The sequence below is a fragment of the Streptomyces sp. SCPE 10 genome (assembly GCF_051980735.1).
GTDB classification, from domain to species: Bacteria; Actinomycetota; Actinomycetes; order Streptomycetales; family Streptomycetaceae; genus Streptomyces; species Streptomyces misionensis.
Genome location: NZ_CP197069.1, coordinates 7,378,823 through 7,400,520 on the forward strand (window position 1 = coordinate 7,378,823; position 21,698 = coordinate 7,400,520).

Sequence of the window (21,698 nt, forward strand, 5' to 3'; positions counted from 1 at the left end):
CCGACGATGAGAGTTTCCTTGAAGCGGCCGCGACACGGCGTTTTCGGCGCGGGCCGTGACCAACACTGCGGCGCATGGCCACGAACGTTCTCGACGCGGCCGCCCCCACCGGGGCCGGCCGCCGCACACCCTGGAAAACCCCGGCGGGCGAGCCCGCATACGCCCGTCCCGCACTGCTGCTCCTCACCGCGCTCGCCGCCCTGCTCTACACCTGGGGCATCGGACACAGCCAGTACCACACGTTCTACGCCGACGCGGCCCGCAGCATGACGCAGAGCTGGAAGGCGTTCTTCTACGGCTCTTTCGACCCCGGGAACTCCATCACCCTCGACAAGACCCCGGGGTTCCTGTGGCCGCAGGCGCTCTCCGCCCGCCTCCTCGGTTTCCACCCGTGGACCCTGACCCTGCCCCAGGTCCTCGAAGGCGTGGCGAGCCTGCTGGTGCTGTACCGCCTGGTGCACCGCTGGGCCGGGACCCACGCGGCCCTCGTCGCCGGCGCGGCCTTCCTGGTGACCCCCGTCGCGGTCGGTCTGTTCCGCACCTCCGTCGAGGACCCGGCCTTCACCCTCTGCCTGCTGCTCGCCGCCGAGGCCACCCAGCGCGCCGCCCGCGCCGGCCGGCTGAGCCCGCTGCTGCAGGCCGGCTTCTGGGTCGGCGCGGCCTTCCAGGCCAAGATGCTGGAGGCCTGGGCCGTGCTGCCCGCGCTCGCCCTGGTCCACCTGGTCTCGGCCCCGGTCGCGCTGCGCCGCCGGCTCGCCCACCTCGGCCTGGCCGCCCTGGTGACGCTCGCCGTGTCGGCCTCTTGGATGCTCGCCGTCACCCTCGTACCGGCGAAGGCGCGGCCGTACGTGGACGGCACCACCGACAACTCCGCGTTCAGCATGGTCGTCGGCTACAACTTCCTGAACCGCTTCGCCTCGCTGGGCGTGAGCGCGGCCGCCACCGGGAGCGTGAGCGCGACCCAGGGGGCCGGGCACCGGGGCGGCGCCGCGCGGGGGGCCGGGGGGCCGGGCGCCGCGGTCCCGGACGCCACCGGGCACTCCGGCACACGGCGCGGCGCCGGTGCGACGGGCGCGGCCGGGCCCGCCCGCCACGCCCACCGGGCCGAAGGGCAGCGGGGCGCGGCGGCCCCCGAGGGCGCCACGTACCGGGCCGGGGGCGGCTTCGGCGGCGCCCGCGACGGCTGGGCGAAGATGTTCGGCCCCGCGCTCGCCGCCCAGACCGGCTGGTTCTACCCGTTCGCCGCCGTGGCCGCCGGCTGCGGAGTGCTCTGGCGCCGGGGGCGGCCGCGCACCGACGCCGCGCGGGCCGGCTTCCTGCTGTGGGGCACCTGGCTCGCCACGTACTTCCTGGTCTTCAGCGCCGGCAGCGTCGGCCCGCACACCTACTACATGGGCGTGATCGCGGTGCCGCTCGCCGCGCTCACCGGCGCCGGGACGGTGCGGCTGTGGCGCGCCCACCGGGCCGGCGGGCGCCGCGCGTGGGCCCTGCCGGGCGCGGTCGCGGCGACGACGGCCTGGAGCGCGTACCTGGCCGGCCGGTTCCCCTCCTTCCTGCCGTGGCTGGCGCCCGCGGTGGCGGTGCTCGGGTCGGCCGCCGTCGTCCTGCTGGTCCTCACCCGGCCGGGCCGCCCGCGCGCCGGCGGCCGGCTCGCGCTCGGCGGGCTCGCCGCCTCCCTCGCGGCCCTGCTCGCCGCCCCGACCGCGTGGGCGGCGCAGGTCTTCGACCCCGCCTACGGCACCGCCGGCATGGGCTCGGTCGGCCCGACCGCCCCGGACCGGGGCCCCGCGCGCACCGGCACCCCCGGCGCCCAGGCGGCCCGCGGCCGTACGACCGCCGCCGGGCCCGGCGCCTGGGGCGGCATCGCCTCGGACGGCGGCATGAGCGCGGCCCAGCGCCGGCTGCTCGACTACACCCGCGCCCACCAGGGCTCCGCCCGCTACGTGTTCGCCACCACCAACTGGAACGCGGCGTCCCCGTACATCCTCGCGGCCGGCGCCCAGGTGCTCCCGCTCGGCGGGTTCAGCGGCCAGGTGCCCTTCCCGACACCGGCGCGGTTCCGGCGGCTGGTGGCCGACGGCCGGGTCCGTTACGTCCTGGCGGGCGGCGGCGCGAGGTTCGGCCCGCCGACGGCCGGCACGGCGAACCCGGCGGCCGGGAAGACCGCGGCGACGCGGATCGCCGACTGGGTCGCGTCCTCCTGCGCCGAGGTCCCGGCCGCGGCCTACGGTGGCACGGCCGCGGCCCCCGGCCAGACGCTCTACCGCTGCGGCCCCGGCCAGTAGCATGAGCGCGGCAGCCCGGAATGATCATGCGAGGAGCAGATCGTGCGAGACATCGCCGTCTTCAGCGGCAGTGCCCATCCCGACCTGGCCGAGGAGGTCTGCGCCCACCTCGGTGTGCCGCTCAGCCCCACGCGGATCAGCCGGTTCGCCAACGACTGCCTGGAGGTCCAGCTCCAGGCCAACTGCCGGGAACGGGACGTCTTCCTGATCCAGCCGCTGGTCAAGCCGGTCCAGGAACACCTGGTGGAACTGCTGCTGATGTGCGACGCGGCCCGCGGCGCCTCCGCCTCCCGGATCACCGTCGTCATGCCGCACTACTCCTACGCCCGCTCCGACAAGAAGGACGCGCCCCGCATCTCCATCGGCGGGCGGCTGGTCGCCGACCTCATGGTGGCGGCGGGCGCGAGCCGGGTGCTCGCCATGACCCTGCACTCCCCGCAGGTGCACGGCTTCTTCTCGGTGCCGGTGGACCATCTGCACGCGCTGCGCGAACTGGCCGACCACTTCCGGCAGTACGACCTGTCGCGCACCACGGTGGTCTCCCCGGACCTCGGCAACGCCAAGGAGGCCGCCGCCTTCGCCCGGCGCATCGGCGCGCAGGTGGCGGCCGGCGCCAAGCAGCGGTACGCGGACGACCGGGTGAGCATCAGCTCCGTCATCGGCGAGATCGCCGGACGGGACGTCATCGTGCTGGACGACGAGATCGCCAAGGGCAGCACCGTGCTGGAACTCCTGGACCGGCTGCGGGAGTTGGGCGCACGCTCGATCCGAGTGGCGTGCACCCACGGGCTGTTCGCCTCCGGCGCCCTCAAGCGCCTGGGCGAGCAGCCCGACGTGCTGGAGATCGTCTGCACCAACACCGTGCCGATCCCCGCCGGCGAGCACACCGAGAAGCTGCGGGTGCTGTCCATCGCCCCGGCCCTCGCCGAGGCGGTACGGCGCATCCACAACGGCGAGTCCGTCAGCGCCCTGTTCGAGGAGGGCTGAGGAGCGGCTCACCCGAACCGGAGGCGGCTGCGGCCTGCTCCAGGGCCGCGTCCGGCGTGGCGTGCGGCGGCAGCAGCCGGGACAGGCCCGTCACCCGCAGCACGCGCAGGGTCAGCGGATGGGTGCACACCAGGTGCAGCCGTCCGTCGCCCGCCTGGACGTGGGCCCGCGCCCGGTAGAGCAGGCGCAGCCCCGAGCAGTCGAAGAAGTCCACGGGCCGCAGATCGATCACAACCCGTGCGCCGGGGCGGGCGGTGACCCGGTCCAGGACCGGGAGGATCTCCGCCGCCGCACTGATGTCGATCTCGCCCCGGAACTCCAGGACGGTGTGCGCACGATAGGCGTACACACGCAGATGCCGGGTGAGGGACACGGGTTCCCGTCGCACCTCGGCATCACCTCCCACCCGCACCCGGACGTCGGTTATCGACCGTCAAGTTACCCTCGATGGAAGGAATTTGAGCATGTTCGATTGACATATGTCTCGCGGTTTGAGGCGTGTCCCGCCGGGCGGCTCAGTCGACCAGGAGGACCAGCTTCCCCGTGGTGCGCCCGGTCTCGCCCTGTTCGTGCGCCTTCGCGGCATCCGCCAGCGGGTACGTCCCCGCGATCGTGGCCCGCAGTTTCCCGGACTCCACCAGCTCCGCGACCGACTGCATGCCGGCCCGGTCGGCGTCCACCAGCATCCGTACCGCCCGTACGCCGAGCCGCTCGGCCTCGTCGAACAGCTCAGGGGAACCCATCGGCACGATGGAGACCAGGACCCCGCCCGGCCGCAGCGTCCGCAGCGAACGCACGGACGTCTCGCCGCCGAGGGTGTCCAGGACCACGTCCACGTCCCGCACCGTCTCCGTGACATCGGTGGACCGGTAGTCGACGGGCTCGTCCACGCCGATCTCCCGCAGGAAGTCGTGCTTGCCCGCGCTCGCCGTGCCGATCACGTACGCGCCGCGCGCCTTGGCGATCTGCACGGCCACGTGCCCGACCCCGCCGGCCGCCGCGTGGATCAGCACCCGCTGTCCCGGCCGCACGTCGGCCTGCTCCGTCAGCGCCTGCCAGGCGGTCAGCGAGACCAGCGGCAGCGCGCCCGCCTGGGTGTGGTCGACCGAGGCCGGCTTGTGCCACAGGGCGCGGACCGGGGCGATCACGTACTCGGCGTGCGAGCCGTGCCCGAACGGGTAGGGCAGCATGCCGAACACCTCGTCGCCGGGCCGGAAGGCGGCCACGCCGACCCCCGTCGCGGCGACCTCCCCGGACACGTCCCAGCCGAGCACGAACGGCGGCTCGCCGAGGAACCCGCCGGTGGCCCGGTGTTTCCAGTCGGTGGGGTTCACCCCGGCGGCCCGCACCCGGACCAGTACCTCGTTCGGCCGCGGCTCGGGCCGCTCCAGCCGTACTTCCTTCAGCACCTCGGGACCGCCGAGGACGTCCTGGCCGATGGCTCGCATAGTGTTCACGTCGCTCATGGTCCCCCAGTGCCCCGCCTCGCGCGTCCGCGAAACGGCACCATGGTCCGAGTTTCGCCCCGTCCCCCCAACCTTCCGGGCCGCTCGGGTGTCCAAGAGCCGTACGGATCCGGGAGCGAAGGGGGCGGCGCATGCGCGGAGGACTGGTCACGGGGGTACTGGCGGGCCTGACGGCCGTACTGGCGACCGGTTGCGGCCACGACGACGGTCCCAGGGCGGACCTGGTGGTACACGGCACCCCGCCCGCCACGCCGTACCGGGGACCCCTCTACGTCCCGGTCAAGAGCGCCGACGACGACGGTCCCGAGGCGCTGTCGGCGGCCTCCGGAGCGGCCGGGCGGGCGCTGGAGTGCGACGGCCGGATCTTCGACGGCACCGGGCCCGACGGCTGGAGCGAGTCCGACGGCGGCGCCACCCCCGAGCAGGGGCTCGCGCTGTACCTCGGCATGTTCCAGCCGGAACTGCCCGACCACGGATACCGCGTGGAGCGCCGTGCGGCCGACCGGGTGCTGTTCTCCCTGGACGTCGGCGGCCGTACCAAGGCGGCCGTCGTGGTGGCCAAGGACCAGCCGAACCGGCCCGGCTGGGGCCCCGAGACCAGCGCCTCCTGCGACCCGGCCGAACTCCCGCCGAGCTTCACGGCCACCACCGGCCGGGAGATCTGGACCGGCCGCGACGGCAGGAGGGTGCCGGTGACCACGTTGGAGAGCGCGTCGGGGCCGGAGCACTGCGGCTGGGAGTCCGCCCACTTCCTGGACATGGGCCGGCGGGACTACGCCCGCGACCCCAAGGGCGTCCTCGCCGACGCGGGCCTGCTCACCGCGCCGTACCGGGGCCGGGTGGGGCACCTGCCCGCCGACGCGTACGACACCGGGTACCGCTACCACGACTGGCGGCTGTGGCTCACCCCCGACCGCGCCACCGCCTACGTCCGCACCGCGCACGGCGTCGAGGCCTGGCCCCTGCTGAAGCGGAAGGCCGGCTGCGACTGACGCCCGGCGGCGACGCACCGGCGCTTGCCCGCATCCGTGCGCCGACGTGTCCCCGGCGGCCACACTGGACGGCACTCGTCACTTCCTGGAGGCCGAACGCGATGACCCCGCCGCCCGCCCGCACCGCCGAGCAGCGCAAGAAGGACACCCTGCACCGGCTGGACCACGACGTCGACGCCTGGGTGGCCACGGCCGGCCCCGACGGCGGCGCGCCCTATCTGGTGCCGTTGTCGTTCGTCTGGGACGGCGCGGTGCTGCTGTTCGCCACCCCCGCCGACAGCCCCACCGGCCGCAATCTGGTGGCCACCGGCCGGGCCCGGCTCGGCATCGGCCCCACCCGGGACGTCGTGCTCGTGGAGGGCAGCGCCCGGGCGGTCACGCCCGAGGACCTGCCCGAGGAGGACGCCGAGGTCTTCGCGGGCAAGACCGGCTTCGACCCCCGCTGGCTCACCACCCGCTACCTGTACTTCCGCGTCGTCCCCGACCGCATCCAGGCCTGGCGGGAAGCGAACGAACTGCCCGGCCGCGACCTGATGCGCGACGGCGACTGGCTCCTGGCCGACTGACCCCACCGCGCCCGGCGCGAACTTCGGCCAGGCCCTCGTGGTTGAGCGGGATCCGGCCAGGGATATCGGCCGGACCGGCCGCCGGGCCGCGCGGAAACCGGCCGGCGCGGGACCCGGTCAGGTCGGGTGGAGCGGGCCGGGAGCGGTCGCGGCCCGCTCCCGGCCGCCGGCTCAGTGTGCGTCGTCCTTGTCGTCGGCCACCGGCCACACCCCCGTCGACCGCGCGATGGCCTTCGCGCCGGTGCGGTCCACGGCGGTGCGGACCACCGCGAAGATCGCGCCCTGCACCGCCGCGGCCAGCAGGATCTCGCCCCAGCCGCGCTCCTGGTCCAGGGCGCTGGGCGCGTCGTCCTCGTGGCGCATCGCCTTCCACGCCTGTTTGAAGGCGAGACCGGCGACCGCGCCGCTCACCCAGCTGAGCGCGAATCCGATCGGCTGGTAGACGAAGGGGAGCTTTTTCTTCTTCGACTTGGACATAGCTGACTACTTCCTCGTCAAGGGATCCTCATGCGGGGCGGCCCTGGGGGGCCACCCGTTCGCCCGGGGGCACCGGCCCCGGCGGCGTGCCGTCGCCGAACGGCCGGCCGCCCAGCTGCTCGCGATGGTGCGGACTCAGCCAGCCCGCGAGATCCGGGCCGAGCGGCACGATGCCGGTCGGGTTGATGCCCGAGTGCACCTGGTAGTAGTGGCGTTTGATGTGGTCGAAGTCGACGGTGTCACCGAAGCCCGGCGTCTGGAACAGGTCCCGGGCGTACGCCCACAGCACCGGGTCCTCCGCCAGCTTCCACCGGTTGCACTTGAAGTGGCCGTGGTACACCGGGTCGAACCGGACCAGCGTGGTGAACAGCCGGATGTCCGCTTCCGTGAGGGTGTCCCCGACCAGATACCGCTGTCCGGACAGCCGTTCGGAGAGCAGTTCCAGCCGCCGGAACACACCCGCGCACGCCTCCTCGTACTCCTTCTGGTGCGTGGCGAAACCGGCCCGGTACACCCCGTTGTTGACGTCCTCGTACACCTCGGCCATCACCGCGTCGATCTCGTCGCGCCGCTTCGCCGGATACAGGTCGGGGGCGCCCTCGCGGTGCAGTGCCGTCCACTCGGTGGCGAGGTCCAGGGTGAGCTGCTGGTAGTCGTTGGTCACCAGTCGCCCGCTGGGCACGTCCACCACGGCGGGCACGCTCACCCCGCCCGGGTAGCCGGTCTCCCGGCGGTCGTAGGCCTCGCTCAGGTAGCGGATGCCGAGCACCGGGTCCCGGCCGTCCGGATCCAGGGTGAAGCGCCAGCTGCGGTCGTCCTGGATCGGGTCGGCCACCGCCATCGACAGCGCGTCCTCCAGGCCCAGCAGCCGGCGGGAGATCACCGCCCGGCTGGCCCACGGGCACGCCCGGGACACCACCAGCCGGTAGCGCCCCGGCGCCACGGGCCAGCCGTCCGAGCCGTCCGCCGTGATCCGGTCGCGGAAGTGGCTGCGCGACCGGCTGAACGTCTTGTGGCCGTAGGCGCGGTTGCCGTCACCGCCCATGTCTCCTCCTTGCCGTGGGGGCCTCGAAGCACCGACTTCCCCGTTTCCCGCCGGGCGCACGGTGTGATCCGCCGGCTTCGGGGGCAACCGCCGGGGGTGAGCGAACCATCACCGCGAGACCAAAAGGGCGCACGCGCCGACCGGCGTACCCGGATCACCGTCCTCGTCGCCCTCGCCGCCAATCTGCTGATCGCCGTCGCCAAGGCCGTCGGCGGTGTCCTCTCCGGCTCGCCCGCGCTGCTGTCGGAGGCCGCGCACTCCGTCGCCGACGGGTTCAACGAGGTGTTCCTGCTGGCCGCCCTGCGGCGCAGCCGCCGCCCCGCCGACAAGCGGCACCCCTTCGGCTACGGCAAGGAGCGATACTTCTGGTCCCTGCTCGCCGCCGTCGGGATCTTCGTGATGGGCGGCTGCTTCTCCTTCTTCCAGGGCTTCGAGGCCCTGCGCGAAGGCACCCAGGAGAAGACCGAGGGCTATGTCGCGGGCCTGATCGTGCTGGGTGTGGCGCTGCTCGCCGAGGGCGGCTCGCTGCTGCGCGCCCTGCACCAGGTGCGCCGCCGGGGCGGCGGACGGGCCGCGCTGCGCGACCCGGCGCTGCGCACCGTGGTCGCCGAGGACGGCACGGCCGTGCTCGGCGTGACCCTGGCGATCGCCGGCATGGCCCTGCACATGGCGACCGGTCAGGTCGTCTGGGAGGCGTCCGCCTCGCTCGCCATCGGCGTGCTGCTGGTGTACGTCGCCTACCGGCTCGGCCGTGAAGCCCGCGACCAGCTCATCGGCGAGGCCGCCGACCCCGAGCTGAGCGGACGGATCCACGCGCTGCTGCGGGCGCAGCCGGAGATCGACTGCGTGGCGGCGCTGTTCACCATGAGGCTGGGCCTCGACTCCACCCTGGTGGCCGCGCGGATCGACCTCGTACCGGGCCTGGACAGCGAGCGCGTCGAGAAGGCCGCCGACCGCATCAAGCGCTCCCTGACCGCGACGTTCCCGGCCGCCGACCAGATCTTCCTCGACATCACCGACCGCCCGGCCGACGGGACACGACAGAGCCCCGCCGCGACGGGGGAACGCGGCGGGGCCTGATCGCACGACTGCCCGCCCGGAACCGGCTTCACACCTGCCGGGCGGAGTTTTCTCCGGAACGGGCCGCGGGCCGGCCCCCGGTCAGCCGATCTCGGCCCGCTCCAGCACGAACACCGGGATCTCCCGGTCCGTCTTGCGCTGGTAGTCGGCGTACGGCGGGAACGCGGCCACCGCCCGCTCCCACCACTGGGCCTTCTCCGCCCCGGTGACCTCGCGCGTCACCATGTCCTGCCGCACCGGGCCGTCCTGCAGCTCGACCCGCGGATCGGCCTTGATGTTGAAGTACCACACCGGGTGCTTCGGCGCGCCGCCCTGCGAGGCGACCACCGCGTACGCGCCCTCGTGCTCCACCCGCATCAGCGGCGTCTTGCGGATCTTCCCGCTCTTCGCGCCCCGGGTGGTCAGCACGATCACCGGCAGCCCGGTGTCGCGCAGCGTGGTCCCCTCCGTCCCGCCCGAACTCTCGTACAACTCGACCTGCTCGCGCACCCACTGCTCAGGGCTCGGCTCGTACTCACCCTCGAGAGGCATCGGTTCAGTCCCCTTCGTCGTTCCAACGGATGGTCCGTCACCCGGCTGCAACACCGGATGCCCGGTGAATCATCCGTACCGTGCTTCCCCACCGCCGACGCCCCCACGCCGGCCGGGATGACAACTCGAACAAGATCACTACCCACCGGGTGATCGCCTCACTCGGCCGGTCCCGGCACAGTGGAGTGACCGTGACCGCCCTCTCCCCGGAGCACCCGCCTTGCCGACCGGCCACGCCGCCCGCGCCACCCGCACCACCGTCCAGGAACTGCTCGCCAGGATCGAGGCGGGCGAGCCGGACCGGATCGCCGAGCTGTACGCCGACGACTGCGACTGGCGGCTGGACTGGCCCGAGGAGGAGCACGGCCGCCCGGACACCCCGTGGATCCGGCACCGCGCCACCCGCGCCGACGCGGCCGCCCACTACCGGGAACTGGCCGCCCACCACATCCCCGAGAAGGCGGCCACCACGGTCGAACGGATCCTGGTCGACGGCGAGGACGCGGTCGTGCTCGGCGTCCTCAGGCAGACCGCCGCACCGACTGGCCGCTCCTACGCCGCCCGGTTCGCCCTCCATCTGACGGTGCGCGGCGGCCTCGTCGTACGCCACCACGTCTACGAGGACAGCCTCACCGTCGCCCAGGCCTTCGCCAGGGCCGGCGGGGGCGCCCGGCGGCCCTGAACCGGCCCACAGCGCCGCTCCCGCGCGCCGGGGCCGAATGGCCGGATCCGGTTCCTCGTACCTTCGCGGATCGGACAGATCGGGTGGAACATTGAAGTGGCCGAACTTGCCGTCGATTCATAGGTGCCTGAGGCATCTAATGAAGATCGGTACGAGGCACTTCTTCGTCTGCGAGGTCTTTCCATGACGGAACTGACGGACATCACCGGCCCGGCAATCCCGGCCGACCCCGTCGCCTTCCCCCAGGACCGCACCTGTCCCTACCACCCGCCCACCGGCTACGCCCCCCTGCGCGAGCAGCGCCCCCTGGCCCGCGTCACCCTGTACGACGGACGCGAGGTCTGGCTGGTCACCGGGCACGCCGCCGCCCGCGCGCTGCTCGCCGACCCCCGGCTGTCCAGCGACCGCCGACGCGCCGAGTTCCCGGTGCCCACGGAGCGCTTCGCGGGCATCCGCGACCGCCGGGTGGCCCTGCTCGGCCAGGACGACCCCGAGCACCAGCGGCAGCGGCGGATGATGATCCCGTCGTTCACCGTCAAACGCGCGAGCGGGCTGCGGCCCGCCATCCAGCGGATCGTGGACGGGCTGCTGGACACGATGATCGAGAAGGGGCCGCCCGCCGAACTGGTCTCCGCGTTCGCGCTGCCCGTACCGTCGATGGTCATCTGCGACCTGCTCGGCGTGCCCTACGCCGACCACGAGTTCTTCGAGGAGCAGTCCCGGCGGCTGCTGCGCGGTCCGACGGCCGAGGACACCCGGGCCGCCCGCGCCCGCCTGGAGGAGTACATCGGCGGTCTGATCGACGCCAAGCAGCGCGACTCCGAACCGGGCGACGGCGTCCTCGACGAACTGGTCCACCAGCAACTGGCCCAGGGCACGCTGGAGCGCGCCGACGTCGTACTGCTCGCCGTGATCCTGCTGGTCGCGGGCCACGAGACCACCGCCAACATGATCTCCCTCGGCACCTACACCCTCCTGGAGAACCCTGCCCGGCTGGCCGAACTGCGGGCCGACCCGACGCTGCTGCCCGCCGCGGTCGAGGAACTGATGCGGATGCTGTCCATCGCCGACGGGCTGGCGAGGGTGGCGCTGGAGGACATCGAGATCGACGGCACCACCATCCGGGCCGGCGACGGCGTCTTCTTCTCCACCTCGGTGATCAACCGCGACCCCGACCAGTACGAGGACCCGGACGTCCTCGACTTCCACCGTCCCGCCCGCCACCACGTGGCGTTCGGCTTCGGCATCCACCAGTGCCTGGGCCAGAACCTGGCCCGCGCGGAACTGGAGATCGCCCTCGGCACCCTGCTCACCCGGCTGCCCGGCCTGCGGCTGGCCGCACCCGCCGAGACCATCCCGTTCAAACCCGGCGACACCATCCAGGGGATGCTGGAACTCCCCGTGACCTGGTAAGAGGCTCAGCTCATGCACATCGAGATCGACAAGGACGTCTGTATCGGCGCGGGTCAGTGCGCGCTGACCGCGCCGGGCGTGTTCACCCAGGACGACGACGGCTTCAGCATGCTGGTCCCCGGCCGTGCGGACGGGGCGGGCGATCCCATGGTCCGCGAGGCCGCCCGGGCCTGCCCGGTGGGCGCGATCACCGTGACGGACTCCGAACCGGCACCGACACAGGCGGACTGACCGGCCGGGCGCCCCCGCCACCCCGGAAGACGGGGGCGGGGGCGCCCGCGCGGGCGACGCACCCCCTCCGGCCCACGACCGCGCCCGCGTCGCGGACCGCCGGCCGCGAGGGACCGACCGCACCCGCGCGGACGGTCGTCGCTCGATACGCTTCCCGGGTGACCGAACACGCCGGAACACGCGAGAAGCCCTTCCTGTACGTCGTCGTCTGCGCGGCCGGGATCGCCGCGGGCGTCAGCAAACTGATCACGGCCGCGCAGGAGCGGGACTGGGAGGTCGGGGTGATCGCCACCCCGGTCGCGATGAACGGGTTCTTCGACGCCGCGGCGGTGGAGGCGCAGACCGGCCGGGTCGTGCGGTCGGCGTGGCGGACACCGGCCGACCCGCGCCCGTTCCCGCCACCGGACGCCGTGGTGGTCGCGCCGGCCACCTTCAACACCGTCAACAAGTGGGCGGCGGGCATCGCCGACACCCTGGCCCTCGGCACCCTGTGCGAGGCCGCGGGACTCGGAGTGCCCATCGCCGTGCTGCCCTGTGTCGCCGGTGCGCTGGCCGCCCACCCCGCCTACCGGGACAGCCTGGCGCGGCTGCGCGGGATGGGCGTCCGCCTCGGGGACCCGTACTCCGGCGAGCCGGGCCCGGACGGCAGCCGCCCGGAGTTCGCCTGGGCGATGGCCCTCGACCTGCTGGATCGACCCTAGGTGTGCTGTTCGGACATGCTGTTCGGACAGCACACCTAGGTCGTGTCCGTAAAGTCAGGGCAGCCAGAGCAGTAGGCAGGCGATGGTGACCATGGCCTGGTAGTGGCGGGCGCGTTTGTCGTAGCGGGTGGCCAGGGCCTTGTGGTGTTTGAGCTTGTTGAAGCAGCGCTCGACGACGTTGCGGCGCCGGTAGGCGGCCCGGTCGAGTCGGCAGAGGCTCTCGCCGCGGCGGAGGCGGCCGTTGATCTGGTCGATCCGTTCGGGGATCACGGCCTTGATGCCTCGGCGGCGGAGGTAGGAGCGGATCTTCGCGGACGAGTAGCCCTTGTCGGCGGCGACCCGCTCGGGTCGGGTCCTGGGCCGGCCGGGACCGCACCGCTGGACGCGGATGCGGGCCATGACCTGCTCGAACTGGGTGCAGTCGTTGACGTTCCCGGCCGTGATCGTGAAGGCGAGGGGCCGGCCCTGGCCGTCGCAGGCGAGGTGGATCTTCGTGGTCAGCCCGCCGCGGGACCGGCCGATCGCCTCGCCCGGCCAGGGCCCCCTTTTCGGGCCCCGGCCGCGTGCTGGTGGGCCCGCACGGTGGTGGAGTCGACGCACGCGATGGTCCAGTCGACCGTGCCGACGGCATCCGAGTGCTGCTGGACGTGGGCCAGGAGCCGGTCCCAGGTTCCGTCGGCCGACCAGCGGCGGAAGCGCTCGTAGACCGTCTTCCACGGCCCGTACCGCTCGGGCAGGTCCCGCCAGGCCGCACCCGTGGACAGCTTCCACAGAATCCCGTTCACCACCTGACGGCGGTCCCGCACCGGCCTGCCCATCCGCGACGGAGCCAGCAACGGCTCGATCACCGCCCACGACTCATCAGTCAACTCATGACGACGCACCACGAACCAACCAACGAGCAACCGACTTTGCGGACACGGCCTAGGGCCTCTCGTTTGGATCGTGCCGGGCTCGCGGGCCCTGGCACCGCGCCTCGCGGCGTTGTCGTCGGTTGCCATGGCTCCGCCATGTCGCCCTCCTCCGCCTTGCGATGCACGGCACCAGACCCCGCTCCCTGATCCGGCCTGATCCAAACGAAAGACCCTAGACGCAGGTCACCTTCGGGCCCTCCAGCATGCCGCCGGTCTCCAGGTCCTGGCCGTTCGGCATCCAGAAGCCGAGCTTGGACACCACCGTGGAGCAGGTGCCGCCGACCGTGACACGGACCTTCACCTGCTCCGGGTGGCCGGGCTGCAACTCGGTCAGCGCGCAGTCCAGGGAGTAGGACAGCCGGGTCTTCGCCGGGTACTCGCCGACCAGCGGGTTGACGCAGCGGGCGTCGGAGGTGGCGATCCGCACGCTGGTGCCCGCCTCGCCGATCAGCCCGAACCGCCCGCTGCCGTCGCCCTGGGCGCTGTCCCGGCGGACCGTGTAGGTCAGCGTGGTGGTGGCGTTGCGGCGCAGCGTCGTGCGGTCGACGGTGATGGCGTGGGTGGGCTTCGCCTTGGCGTCGGTCAGGGTCAGCGTGGCCCGCACCGTGCCCGTGAGGTCGACCCCGGCGGGCGCGGACCGCACCCGCACGGTGGCCGTGATGTCGTAGGCCCCGGGTCCCGGGTACTCGCCGGAGCCGGGCAGCGTGCCCCCCGACAGGGTCTTCCCGGAGCGGGTGGCCGTCCACCTGCCGTCGCTGCGGCAGTTGTACCGGACGCGGGTGCCGGCCCGGCCGCAGGAGGCGGGGGCGGAGACGGAGAACCGAGGGGTCCCGGTGCCCGCGCACAGGGAGACCACGGCGTGCTGGCCGTGGTCGCCGCGCAGGGTGCCGGCGACGGCGCACAGGGTGCTGGGCTGCTCGGCCCGCGGGGCCGGGGCCGCGGGGCCGCCCCAGGCGGGGGTGACGAGGGCCAGGGGCAGCAGTGCCGCCCCGGCCAGGGCTTTCAGCGTGGTCGGATGGGTCGGCACCGCGTTCCTCCGGTACGGCCGTGACCGGCCGGGCACCGGTCGCCTGCGGTCGAGGATCATCCGACGGTACGACCTCCGGCCGCCTCCCACGCCGGAGGGTCACCTGGCGGCAGCAACATCTACGCCCCGAAGGCCGGATGGCGGCGGCACCCGTTCAGTCGCGTGCGCGCTCCGCGGCGCGGTAGCGGGGGGCCAGGGCGGTGCCGGAGCCGTTGCGCACCGCCAGCTCCGCCTCGGCGAGCCGCTCCACGGCCGCGGACTCGGACAGACCGGGCACACACACCACCTCCCCGGCCGAGAGGGCGGCGAGGGACGCGGTGACGACGTCGGCCGGCGCCATGCCGCCCTCGTCGTGGACCCGGGCCTCCCCGGCGACGGGCGCCTCGCCCGTGCCCAGGTGGAACTCGGTGGCGGTGAGCCCGGGGCAGACGACCTGGACGCCCACCGGGGTGCCGGCGAGTTCGGCGGCGAGGGTCCTGGTGAACGTCACCATGTACCCCTTGGTGCCCCCGTACACGGCCCGCTGCGGGAGGGGGCCGGGCGGCAGGGCGCCGGCGAACGCCAGCAGCGAGGCGACGTTGACGATCGCGCCGCGGCCCCGCGCCACCATGCCGGGGACGGCGGCGCGGGTCAGCACGGTCGGCGCCACGACGTTCACGTCGATCACCTTGGTCAGCAGGGCGGGGTCGACCTCGGCGAAAGGCCCGTAGCCGTTGATCCCCGCGTTGTTCACCAGGAGGCCCACGTCGTCCGCGGCGACCCGCTCGGCGACCCGGGCGAGGTCCGCGGACCGCGCGAGATCGGCCACCACCGACTCCGCTTCCGCCCCGGTCTCCGCCCGCAGCCGTCGCGCCAGGGAGTCGAGCCGATCGGCGCGCCGGGCCACCAGCACCGGATTCCAGCCGCGCCGCGCCAACTGGACGGCGTACTCGGCACCGATACCGGACGACGCCCCCGTCACCACGGCAGAGCCCGCCGCCTCGTCGTGTCCCATGGTCGAACCCCTTCGGTCGGTGATGGCGCCACCCGGCGGCCGGGACCGGCCGGGTGACCGCGGCCCCACCACCCGAAACCCGGGGCGGAGCCCGGCGACCTTTGTACCTGGTGGCCATGGGCTGCCCGGCACCCGCCCCGCCGCGGGGCGACCGCGGACGCACCGCGCGGCCGTGCCCCCGTCCGCGCGGTCCGCCGTTCCTAGCGCACCGCCCGCAGGTACCCCTTGCTGCCCGGTGTCGTGACGTCACGGTCGCGGCGGACGATGCTCAGACGGTCGCCCCAGCCCGCGAGGGCCTTGCGCAGTCCGCTCGCGGTGTACTCGATGTCCACCACCCGGTCCGCGAACGCCTTCGCGTACACCCCGCACTCGTCGTACTGCCCGCACTCCTCGGTCACCGCGAAGTCCAGCCCGGCCCGGCGCCGCTGCCCGGCCAGTTCGGCGGTGTTCTTCTGGGCGATGGCCAGGTGCCGGGCGTGCGCGTGGCGGGAGAGCAGGGCCATGAAGGCCGTCGCGTCGCCCGCGTCGAGCAGTCCGTGGGAGCGGGTGTAGCTGTCGTAGTTGTCCGGTTCCACCGCGTCGAAGCCCTTGCGCGCGCAGCCGTCGATCCAGCGGTTCACCCGTTGCGCCACCCGCTCGCGCTTGGCCGCGGTGCCGATGTCCAGCAGCGCCTCGTTCCAGTCCCGGTCGACGACGACCCCGCCGTGCGCGTCGCGCAGCAGCAGGTCGCGCGGCCAGGAGCCGCGCTCGTCGGGCTGCGCCTGGAAGGCGTTGACGTAGCAGATGTTGTACAGACCGGGCGCGGGCGCGTCGGACCGGTCGCGGCTGACGATCCGCACTCCGGCCGGCGGGGTGTACGCGCCGCCGATCTGGTAGTCGAACCCGGCGTGCCGCGGTGGCAGCCGGACGGCGGCGGGCTTCGCGGAGCCGGTCCCGTCGGGCGCGGCGCAGCCCGCCAGTACCGAGGCGGCGACGCCGAGGGCCAGTGACAGGGCGCCGGTGGTCCTGGCCGGACCGGTGGCGCGAAAGACACCCCAAAGGGGCACGTCCGCTCCTTCCTGCCCACGCCGGGCGGCGCGGCACGTGTCAGGATCAAAGCGTCCGTGCCCCGAGGCCGTCAAGCCGGTGCCGGGCCACGTCGTAGGCTCGGAGGCGATCACCCGTCCCGAAGGCAGGAGCAGCAACGATGCAGTATGTGAAGCTCGGTTCGACGGGCCTGGACGTCTCGCGCGTCTGTCTGGGCTGCATGACCTACGGTCTGCCGGACCGCGGCAACCACGAATGGACCCTGGACGAGGAGGCATCCCGTCCGCTGATCCGGCAGGCGCTGGACGCGGGCATCAACTTCTTCGACACCGCCAACGTGTACTCGGACGGCACCAGCGAGGAGATCGTCGGCAAGGCCCTGAGGGACTTCGCGAACCGCGACGAGATCGTGCTGGCCACCAAGGTGCACGGCCGGATGCGGCCGGGCCCCAACGGCGGTGGGCTGTCCCGCAAGGCGATCATGACCGAGATCGACCACAGCCTGCGCCGGCTCGGCACCGACTACGTCGACCTCTACCAGATCCACCGCTACGACCACGAGACGCCGATCGAGGAGACGATGGAGGCGCTGCACGACGTGGTCAAGGCGGGCAAGGCCCGCTACATCGGGGCCAGTTCGATGTACGCGTGGGAGTTCTCCAAGGCGCAGTACACGGCCGAGCGGCACGGCTGGACGAAGTTCGTCTCCATGCAGAACCACTACAACCTGCTCTACCGCGAGGAGGAGCGGGAGATGCTGCCGCTCTGCGCGGACCAGGGCGTCGGCGTGCTGCCGTGGAGCCCGCTCGCCCGGGGCCGGCTCACCCGTGACTGGGGCGCGGTCACCGACCGCAGCGAGCACGACGCCTTCGGGAGCCGGCTCTACTCGGACAGCGACCGCTCGATCGTGGAGGCGGTCACCCGGATCGCGGGGGAACGGGGCGTGCCGCGTGCCCAGGTGGCGCTGGCCTGGCTGCTGCACCAGTCCACCGTGACCGCGCCGATCGTCGGCGCCGGCAAGCCGCGGCACCTCGAGGACGCGGTCGCGGCCGTCGAACTCACCCTGTCCGACAAGGAGATCGAGGAGCTGGAGCGGCCCTACACCCCGCACGCCATCAGCGGCCACTGAGCGAGCGCCGGGCCGGGTGGCCCGGGTCAGGGGTGGTGGTGCGGCGGCGGGGGAGGGATGGTCGCCAGGCCGGGGGCCGGTTCCGGCCAGACCAGGAGGACCGGGCAGGGGGCGTGGTCGACGGTGAACCGGCCCGCCGGGCCGAGGCTGTGCGGGCCCAGCCGGGAGCGGTCGCCGTCCCGCGCCAGCACCAGCAGGTCCGCCCCCTCGGCGGCGGCCACCACCTCCCGCTCGACCCGGCCCGAGCGCGCCTCGCGCTCACAGGGCCGGCCCAGCCGCTCGGCCGCGGCCGAGAGGAGCTGGGCCGCCGATGTGTCGCCGAGCCGCTCCAGCAGGGCACCCGGATCGCGCTCCGGGTGCCCCCGGCCCAGCAGTCCGGCGAACGCGCCGTGCGCGACCCCGGGCACGTCCGGCCCGCTGACGTGCAGCAGCACCACCTCGGCGTCCTCCGGCGCATGGGTGCGCACGGCGTCCACACAGGCGGGCCAGGTCCCTTCCACCAGCCAGGCGATCACACGCATACGGTCGGCCTCCCTCAGAAGACGTGCAGCGACCCCCACAGTGCCACCACCGCGACGGCGAGGGAGGACGGCACGGCGAGCAGACCCAGCCGGGTGAACTCCCCGAGGTTCACCCCGTGCTCGTGCTGGTGCACGATCCGCCGCCACAGCAGGGTGGCCAGCGACCCGGCATAGGTCAGGTTCGGGCCGATGTTCACCCCGAGCAGCACCGCGAGCACCGCGCCCGGACCGGCCGGCGCCGCCAGCGGCAGCAGGACCAGCACCGCGGGCAGGTTGTTGACGATGTTCGCCAGTACGGCGGCCAGCGCGGCGATCCCCAGCAGCGCGGGCAGTCCGGTGCCGCCCGGCACCACCCGCCCGAGCACGTCGGCGAGCCCGTTGTCGACCACCGCCCGGACCACGATGCCCAGCGCCAGCACGAACGCGAGGAACGCCGGGGCCGCCGCCCGCACCACGCTCAGCGGGGTCGCCCGGCCCCGCAGCAGCGCGCGCCCGGCCAGCACCAGCGCCCCGGCCGCCGCCACCCAGGCGGGTTCGACGCCGAACAGCGAGGCCACCACGAAACCGGCCAGCGTGCAGGCGACGGTCACCAGTGCGAACCGGGGGAAGGGGGGCTGGTCGCCGGTGTCCGGGGCCGCGGGTGCCGCCGCCGCGAGGTCACCGGCGAAGAACCGCCGGAACACCAGGTACTCGGTGCCGATCGCCGCCAGCCACGGCAGCGCCATCAGCGCCGCGAACCGGGTGAAGCTCAGCCCGCTGGCCGCGAACGCCAGCAGGTTCGTCAGATTGGACACGGGCAGCAGCAGTGACGCCGTGTTCGACAGATGTGTGCAGGCGTACACATGCGGCTTGGGGCGTACGCCGGTACGTGCGGCGGTGGCGAACACCACCGGGGTGAGCAGCACGATCGTGGCGTCCAGACTGAGCACGGCGGTGATCGCGGAGGCGAGCGCGAAGACCGCCGTCAGCAGCCGCACCGGACGGCCCGCCGCCCACCGGGCCATCCATGCCCCGCACGCCCGGAACAGCCCCTCCACGTCGCAGAAGTGGGCGAGCACCAGGACCGCCGCGAGGAAACCGACCACCGGCCCCAGTTGCTCGGCCTCGGCCCGGGCGTGGTCGAGGGAGATGGCGCCGGTGGCGATCGCGATCCCGGCGGCCGGGACGGCCATGACCGCCTCCGGCCAGCCGAAGGGCCGTACGACGGCGAAGGCCAGTACCGCGAGGAGCAGTACGACGGAGAGTGCTTCGGCGAGCGGGCTGTTCAGGGCAGGTCCTTCCGGAATCGATCAGGCATTCCCGCCCATGAAAACAGACGCCCCCCGGTGTGCTCGCCGTCGGCACGGCGGATCAGGGCGCGGAGCCGGGGCTGAACACGGTCAGGAAGACCGACGAGGAGTTCCCGGAGACGGGCACCGCGCCGCCCGTCCAGGCCACCTTCAGATGGTCCCGCTCGTCCGGTGGGGTGATCAGCAGCGCGGCCGGCTTCGCCGTCCTGGCACCGCTGACCTCCGGGTTGGAGAAGGTCAGCCCGGCCCAGGCGCTCTGCCCGGGGCGCAGGGTGACGGTCGTCGCCGAGCCCGACTCGCGCCGGGGGTCGGGGCCGAGCTGGGCGCCGCCCGCGCTCACGAAGGCCGCGCCCGGGAAGCCGCGCAGGGTGCAGGTCCGGTGGGAGGCGTTGGTGAGGACCAGGGGGAAGTTCTCCTGCCCGGCGCCGGGATCGTTGCGGCCCACCGAGGCGCGCAGTTCGGAGGTGTGGCAGCGGGTGCCCGTCGCCGCGGTGGCTCCCGCGCTGCCCGAGGTCCCGGTCGCCCGGGACACCGCCGTCGAGGCGGCGCGCGTGGGTGTGGGGGACCCGGCGGAGGGCGCGGCCGGGCTGCCGGGCGCCGACGGCGTCGAGGCATCGGTCACGGGTGTCGAGGCATCGGTCGCGGGTGCGGCCGTACCGGAGGCCGTGATGGGCGGATCGCTGTGCACGGTCTGTCCGTTGCCACAGGCGGTCAGCAGGCCCAGCACGGCCATCGAGCCCGCGAGCAGGGCTCCGCGCCGCGCGGACCGAGGGGTGTACACCATGTCGCTCAACACTCCTGGAGGGTCGGGGCACGCGTGCGGACGCGTGCCTACGGTGCCGAGTGCGCCGTCACCCCACTCCGATGCACGGACCGTGGGAAAAGTTCGGAACACAGGGGTTCTTTTCCCCACTTCGGCGCTCGGCCGACTCCTCAGCTCACCCGCAGCGAGCGCAGTACGCCATCGGTGGCGTCCCCGTCACCCCGCTGGCGTAGCTGCACGTACACCTGGGGCGTGCCGGCGCCGCTCGCCGGGACCAGCGCGGACTCGGTGATGGAGCCGCCGTCCGGGCAGCCGCTCCAGGCCCGCACCAGGCCGTGCCAGTCGGCGTCGGTGAAAGCGCGGCTGCTGGAGTAGTGGCAGCCGGGATGGGTGAGCGCCTTCACCCGGGCGGTGACGTCACCGTGTTCGCCGACCCCGACGAACACCCCGTCCACGGGGGTGTCCAGTTCGGGCCAGTGGGCGAGGTCGTCGGCCACCACCAGACCCGGCTCGTGGCCCGCGCCGAGGCCCAGCGCCCGCGGGTCCCAGCCGGAGTCGCGCAGCTGGCGGTCCCAGCCGGCCGGCACCCGCACGCTCACCCGCCCGTGCGCGTCCGCCACCCGGGCCTGCCGTGCCGTGCCGCCGTGGTGCAGGACCACGGTCACCGTGGCCGCCGTCACCGCGGCGGCGGCGAGCGCGGCGACCGTCAGCGTCACCGCGCCGAGCCGCCCGCGGACCCGGTCCCGCCGCCGCGCGGGGCCGCCGGGTCCCGCCGCCAGCCGGTCCAGCTCGGCCGCGAACTCCCGCGCGGCCGGCCAGCGCCGGGTCCGGTCCGGCTCCAGCGCGCGCAGCAGCGCCCGCGCCACGTCGTCCCCGAGGTCCGGCCGCAGCCGCCCGGGCGGCACCACCTTCCCCGGCGGCCCCGGCACGCTCCCGGTGACCAGCTCGTAGCCGACCGCGCCCAGGCTGTAGACGTCGGCCCGCTCGTCGATGCTTCCGCCGGGCTCGGCCTGCTCGGGCGGCCGGTATCCCGCCGAGCCCGCCGCGAGCGTCAGCACCGAGGCCTGCGCCAGACTCTTGGCGAGCCCCAGATCGGCCAGCAGCACCCGCCGGGTGCCGTCGGGCGCGGTGTGCAGCAGCAGGTTGGTCGGCTTGATGTCGCGGTGCACGATCCCCGCCTCGTGCAGCGCGGCGGCGGCCCGCGCGGCCTCCGCCGTCAGCAGCAGCGCGTCGGGCACCGGCAGCGGACCGTCCGCCAGCAGCTCGGCGAGGGTGCCGCCGTCGGCGTACTCCATCACGAAGTACGGCCTGCCGTCCGGGAGTTCGCCGATGTCGTAGACCTGCACCACCCGGCTGGAGCCGGCCCGGCGCAGCAGCCGCGCCTCGGACAGGAAGCGGTCCCTGACATCCAGCCGGTGCGACCAGTTCTCGGCGAGGACCTTCACCGCCACCGGGGCCTTGAGCTCCGGGTCGTGGGCGAGCCACACGGTGGCGAAGGCACCGGTGCCCAGCGGCCGTTCGAGGCGGTAGCGGCCGATCCGCTCCAGGGAGTGCATGCGACTATCATGCCTGCCCCGAG

At 73.8% G+C, this 21,698-nt stretch carries 22 protein-coding genes and 1 pseudogene; 10 read left to right on the forward strand and 13 right to left on the reverse strand.

The window, feature by feature from the left end; translation table 11 throughout:
• Positions 1 to 74 precede the first annotated feature (74 nt).
• Positions 75 to 2,285, forward strand: a complete 2,211-nt coding sequence (locus ACSP97_RS33475; protein WP_440555739.1) for an ArnT family glycosyltransferase — start codon at positions 75 to 77, stop codon at positions 2,283 to 2,285.
• 42 nt (positions 2,286 to 2,327) lie between these two features.
• Entirely contained in the window at positions 2,328 to 3,272 is a 945-nt protein-coding gene (locus tag ACSP97_RS33480) for a ribose-phosphate diphosphokinase (protein WP_355147040.1), read from the forward strand.
• Here ACSP97_RS33480 and ACSP97_RS33485 read toward each other — a convergent pair.
• Together ACSP97_RS33485 and ACSP97_RS33490 are read right to left on the reverse strand one after the other, a co-directional pair.
• Positions 3,247 to 3,660, reverse strand: a complete 414-nt coding sequence (locus ACSP97_RS33485) for an anti-sigma factor antagonist (RefSeq protein WP_358682370.1) — start codon at positions 3,658 to 3,660, stop codon at positions 3,247 to 3,249. The genes ACSP97_RS33480 and ACSP97_RS33485 overlap by 26 nt on opposite strands.
• A 127-nt stretch (positions 3,661 to 3,787) precedes the next feature.
• Positions 3,788 to 4,738, reverse strand: coding sequence for an NADP-dependent oxidoreductase (locus ACSP97_RS33490; RefSeq protein ID WP_355529166.1), 951 nt, complete (start codon positions 4,736 to 4,738; stop codon positions 3,788 to 3,790).
• Between the two features lie 131 nt (positions 4,739 to 4,869).
• Here ACSP97_RS33490 and ACSP97_RS33495 point away from each other — a divergent pair, with 131 nt between their 5' ends.
• Positions 4,870 to 5,730, forward strand: a complete 861-nt coding sequence (locus ACSP97_RS33495; protein ID WP_382014326.1) for a hypothetical protein — start codon at positions 4,870 to 4,872, stop codon at positions 5,728 to 5,730.
• 101 nt (positions 5,731 to 5,831) lie between these two features.
• Entirely contained in the window at positions 5,832 to 6,296 is a 465-nt protein-coding gene (locus ACSP97_RS33500; protein WP_440555740.1) for a pyridoxamine 5'-phosphate oxidase family protein, read from the forward strand.
• A 171-nt stretch (positions 6,297 to 6,467) separates the two neighbouring features.
• Here ACSP97_RS33500 and ACSP97_RS33505 read toward each other — a convergent pair whose 3' ends face one another.
• Entirely contained in the window at positions 6,468 to 6,773 is a 306-nt protein-coding gene (locus tag ACSP97_RS33505) for a DUF4235 domain-containing protein (protein ID WP_355147049.1), read from the reverse strand.
• A gap of 28 nt (positions 6,774 to 6,801) precedes the next feature.
• A complete protein-coding gene (locus tag ACSP97_RS33510; RefSeq protein WP_355147051.1) occupies positions 6,802 to 7,818 on the reverse strand; it encodes a glutathione S-transferase family protein in 1,017 nt (338 codons plus the stop codon).
• Between the two features lie 96 nt (positions 7,819 to 7,914).
• Between ACSP97_RS33510 and ACSP97_RS33515 the strand changes: the two genes are divergently transcribed.
• Positions 7,915 to 8,898, forward strand: coding sequence for a cation diffusion facilitator family transporter (locus ACSP97_RS33515; protein ID WP_355147053.1), 984 nt, complete (start codon positions 7,915 to 7,917; stop codon positions 8,896 to 8,898).
• Positions 8,899 to 8,979: 81 nt separating this feature from the next.
• Here ACSP97_RS33515 and ACSP97_RS33520 read toward each other — a convergent pair whose 3' ends face one another.
• Positions 8,980 to 9,429: a nitroreductase family deazaflavin-dependent oxidoreductase gene (locus tag ACSP97_RS33520; protein WP_440555741.1), complete on the reverse strand. Its 450-nt coding sequence runs from the start codon at positions 9,427 to 9,429 to the stop codon at positions 8,980 to 8,982.
• A gap of 220 nt (positions 9,430 to 9,649) precedes the next feature.
• On the opposite strand from ACSP97_RS33520, the gene ACSP97_RS33525 reads away from it, so the two are divergent.
• The 4 genes from ACSP97_RS33525 to ACSP97_RS33540 all read left to right on the forward strand — a co-directional run bounded on the left by ACSP97_RS33525 (position 9,650) and on the right by ACSP97_RS33540 (position 12,456).
• Positions 9,650 to 10,111, forward strand: a complete 462-nt coding sequence (locus ACSP97_RS33525) for a nuclear transport factor 2 family protein (RefSeq protein ID WP_355147057.1) — start codon at positions 9,650 to 9,652, stop codon at positions 10,109 to 10,111.
• A gap of 183 nt (positions 10,112 to 10,294) precedes the next feature.
• A complete protein-coding gene (locus ACSP97_RS33530; protein WP_358274975.1) occupies positions 10,295 to 11,524 on the forward strand; it encodes a cytochrome P450 in 1,230 nt (409 codons plus the stop codon).
• 12 nt (positions 11,525 to 11,536) lie between these two features.
• On the forward strand, positions 11,537 to 11,755 hold the full coding sequence (locus tag ACSP97_RS33535) for a ferredoxin (RefSeq protein ID WP_355147061.1): 219 nt from the start codon (positions 11,537 to 11,539) through the stop codon (positions 11,753 to 11,755).
• A 158-nt stretch (positions 11,756 to 11,913) separates the two neighbouring features.
• Positions 11,914 to 12,456: a flavoprotein gene (locus ACSP97_RS33540; protein WP_440555742.1), complete on the forward strand. Its 543-nt coding sequence runs from the start codon at positions 11,914 to 11,916 to the stop codon at positions 12,454 to 12,456.
• A 54-nt stretch (positions 12,457 to 12,510) separates the two neighbouring features.
• Here the strand turns inward: ACSP97_RS33540 and ACSP97_RS33545 are convergent.
• The 4 genes and pseudogenes from ACSP97_RS33545 to ACSP97_RS33560 all read right to left on the reverse strand — a co-directional run bounded on the left by ACSP97_RS33545 (position 12,511) and on the right by ACSP97_RS33560 (position 16,437).
• A pseudogene (locus ACSP97_RS33545) lies at positions 12,511 to 13,340 on the reverse strand (IS5 family transposase).
• Between the two features lie 202 nt (positions 13,341 to 13,542).
• The gene (locus ACSP97_RS33550; protein WP_440555744.1) at positions 13,543 to 14,397 is read right to left on the reverse strand and encodes a hypothetical protein; all 855 of its coding nucleotides are present in this window, start codon (positions 14,395 to 14,397) and stop codon (positions 13,543 to 13,545) included.
• Positions 14,398 to 14,551: 154 nt separating this feature from the next.
• Positions 14,552 to 15,391, reverse strand: a complete 840-nt coding sequence (locus ACSP97_RS33555; protein WP_391871163.1) for an SDR family NAD(P)-dependent oxidoreductase — start codon at positions 15,389 to 15,391, stop codon at positions 14,552 to 14,554.
• A gap of 200 nt (positions 15,392 to 15,591) precedes the next feature.
• On the reverse strand, positions 15,592 to 16,437 hold the full coding sequence (locus ACSP97_RS33560) for an endo alpha-1,4 polygalactosaminidase (RefSeq protein ID WP_382014718.1): 846 nt from the start codon (positions 16,435 to 16,437) through the stop codon (positions 15,592 to 15,594).
• Between the two features lie 140 nt (positions 16,438 to 16,577).
• Here ACSP97_RS33560 and ACSP97_RS33565 point away from each other — a divergent pair, with 140 nt between their 5' ends.
• Positions 16,578 to 17,546, forward strand: a complete 969-nt coding sequence (locus tag ACSP97_RS33565) for an aldo/keto reductase (protein WP_355147069.1) — start codon at positions 16,578 to 16,580, stop codon at positions 17,544 to 17,546.
• Between the two features lie 26 nt (positions 17,547 to 17,572).
• On the opposite strand, the gene ACSP97_RS33570 is transcribed toward ACSP97_RS33565, so the two are convergent.
• From ACSP97_RS33570 to ACSP97_RS33585, 4 genes are all read right to left on the reverse strand, one after another.
• Entirely contained in the window at positions 17,573 to 18,067 is a 495-nt protein-coding gene (locus tag ACSP97_RS33570; RefSeq protein WP_355147071.1) for a universal stress protein, read from the reverse strand.
• Between the two features lie 14 nt (positions 18,068 to 18,081).
• Entirely contained in the window at positions 18,082 to 19,335 is a 1,254-nt protein-coding gene (locus ACSP97_RS33575; RefSeq protein WP_440558510.1) for an SLC13 family permease, read from the reverse strand.
• An 82-nt stretch (positions 19,336 to 19,417) separates the two neighbouring features.
• Complete coding sequence (locus ACSP97_RS33580; RefSeq protein ID WP_382077185.1) at positions 19,418 to 20,140, reverse strand: DUF4232 domain-containing protein; 723 nt, start codon at positions 20,138 to 20,140, stop codon at positions 19,418 to 19,420.
• 149 nt (positions 20,141 to 20,289) lie between these two features.
• A complete protein-coding gene (locus ACSP97_RS33585) occupies positions 20,290 to 21,675 on the reverse strand; it encodes a serine/threonine-protein kinase (RefSeq protein WP_440555745.1) in 1,386 nt (461 codons plus the stop codon).
• Between the last annotated feature and the right edge of the window lie 23 nt (positions 21,676 to 21,698).

Excerpts from the sequence above, each read along its gene's own strand:
- ACSP97_RS33475 (WP_440555739.1), top strand. The coding sequence starts at position 75 with ATGGCCACGAACGTTCTCGACGCGGCCGCCCCCACCGGGGCCGGCCGC.
- ACSP97_RS33490 (WP_355529166.1), bottom strand. The coding sequence starts at position 4,738 with ATGAGCGACGTGAACACTATGCGAGCCATCGGCCAGGACGTCCTCGGC.
- ACSP97_RS33495 (WP_382014326.1), top strand. The coding sequence starts at position 4,870 with ATGCGCGGAGGACTGGTCACGGGGGTACTGGCGGGCCTGACGGCCGTA.
- ACSP97_RS33500 (WP_440555740.1), top strand. The coding sequence starts at position 5,832 with ATGACCCCGCCGCCCGCCCGCACCGCCGAGCAGCGCAAGAAGGACACC.
- ACSP97_RS33505 (WP_355147049.1), bottom strand. The coding sequence starts at position 6,773 with ATGTCCAAGTCGAAGAAGAAAAAGCTCCCCTTCGTCTACCAGCCGATC.
- ACSP97_RS33510 (WP_355147051.1), bottom strand. The coding sequence starts at position 7,818 with ATGGGCGGTGACGGCAACCGCGCCTACGGCCACAAGACGTTCAGCCGG.
- ACSP97_RS33520 (WP_440555741.1), bottom strand. The coding sequence starts at position 9,429 with ATGCCTCTCGAGGGTGAGTACGAGCCGAGCCCTGAGCAGTGGGTGCGC.
- ACSP97_RS33530 (WP_358274975.1), top strand. The coding sequence starts at position 10,295 with ATGACGGAACTGACGGACATCACCGGCCCGGCAATCCCGGCCGACCCC.
- ACSP97_RS33535 (WP_355147061.1), top strand. The coding sequence starts at position 11,537 with ATGCACATCGAGATCGACAAGGACGTCTGTATCGGCGCGGGTCAGTGC.
- ACSP97_RS33555 (WP_391871163.1), bottom strand. The coding sequence starts at position 15,391 with ATGGGACACGACGAGGCGGCGGGCTCTGCCGTGGTGACGGGGGCGTCG.
- ACSP97_RS33565 (WP_355147069.1), top strand. The coding sequence starts at position 16,578 with ATGCAGTATGTGAAGCTCGGTTCGACGGGCCTGGACGTCTCGCGCGTC.
- ACSP97_RS33570 (WP_355147071.1), bottom strand. The coding sequence starts at position 18,067 with ATGCGTGTGATCGCCTGGCTGGTGGAAGGGACCTGGCCCGCCTGTGTG.
- ACSP97_RS33580 (WP_382077185.1), bottom strand. The coding sequence starts at position 20,140 with ATGGTGTACACCCCTCGGTCCGCGCGGCGCGGAGCCCTGCTCGCGGGC.
- ACSP97_RS33585 (WP_440555745.1), bottom strand. The coding sequence starts at position 21,675 with ATGCACTCCCTGGAGCGGATCGGCCGCTACCGCCTCGAACGGCCGCTG.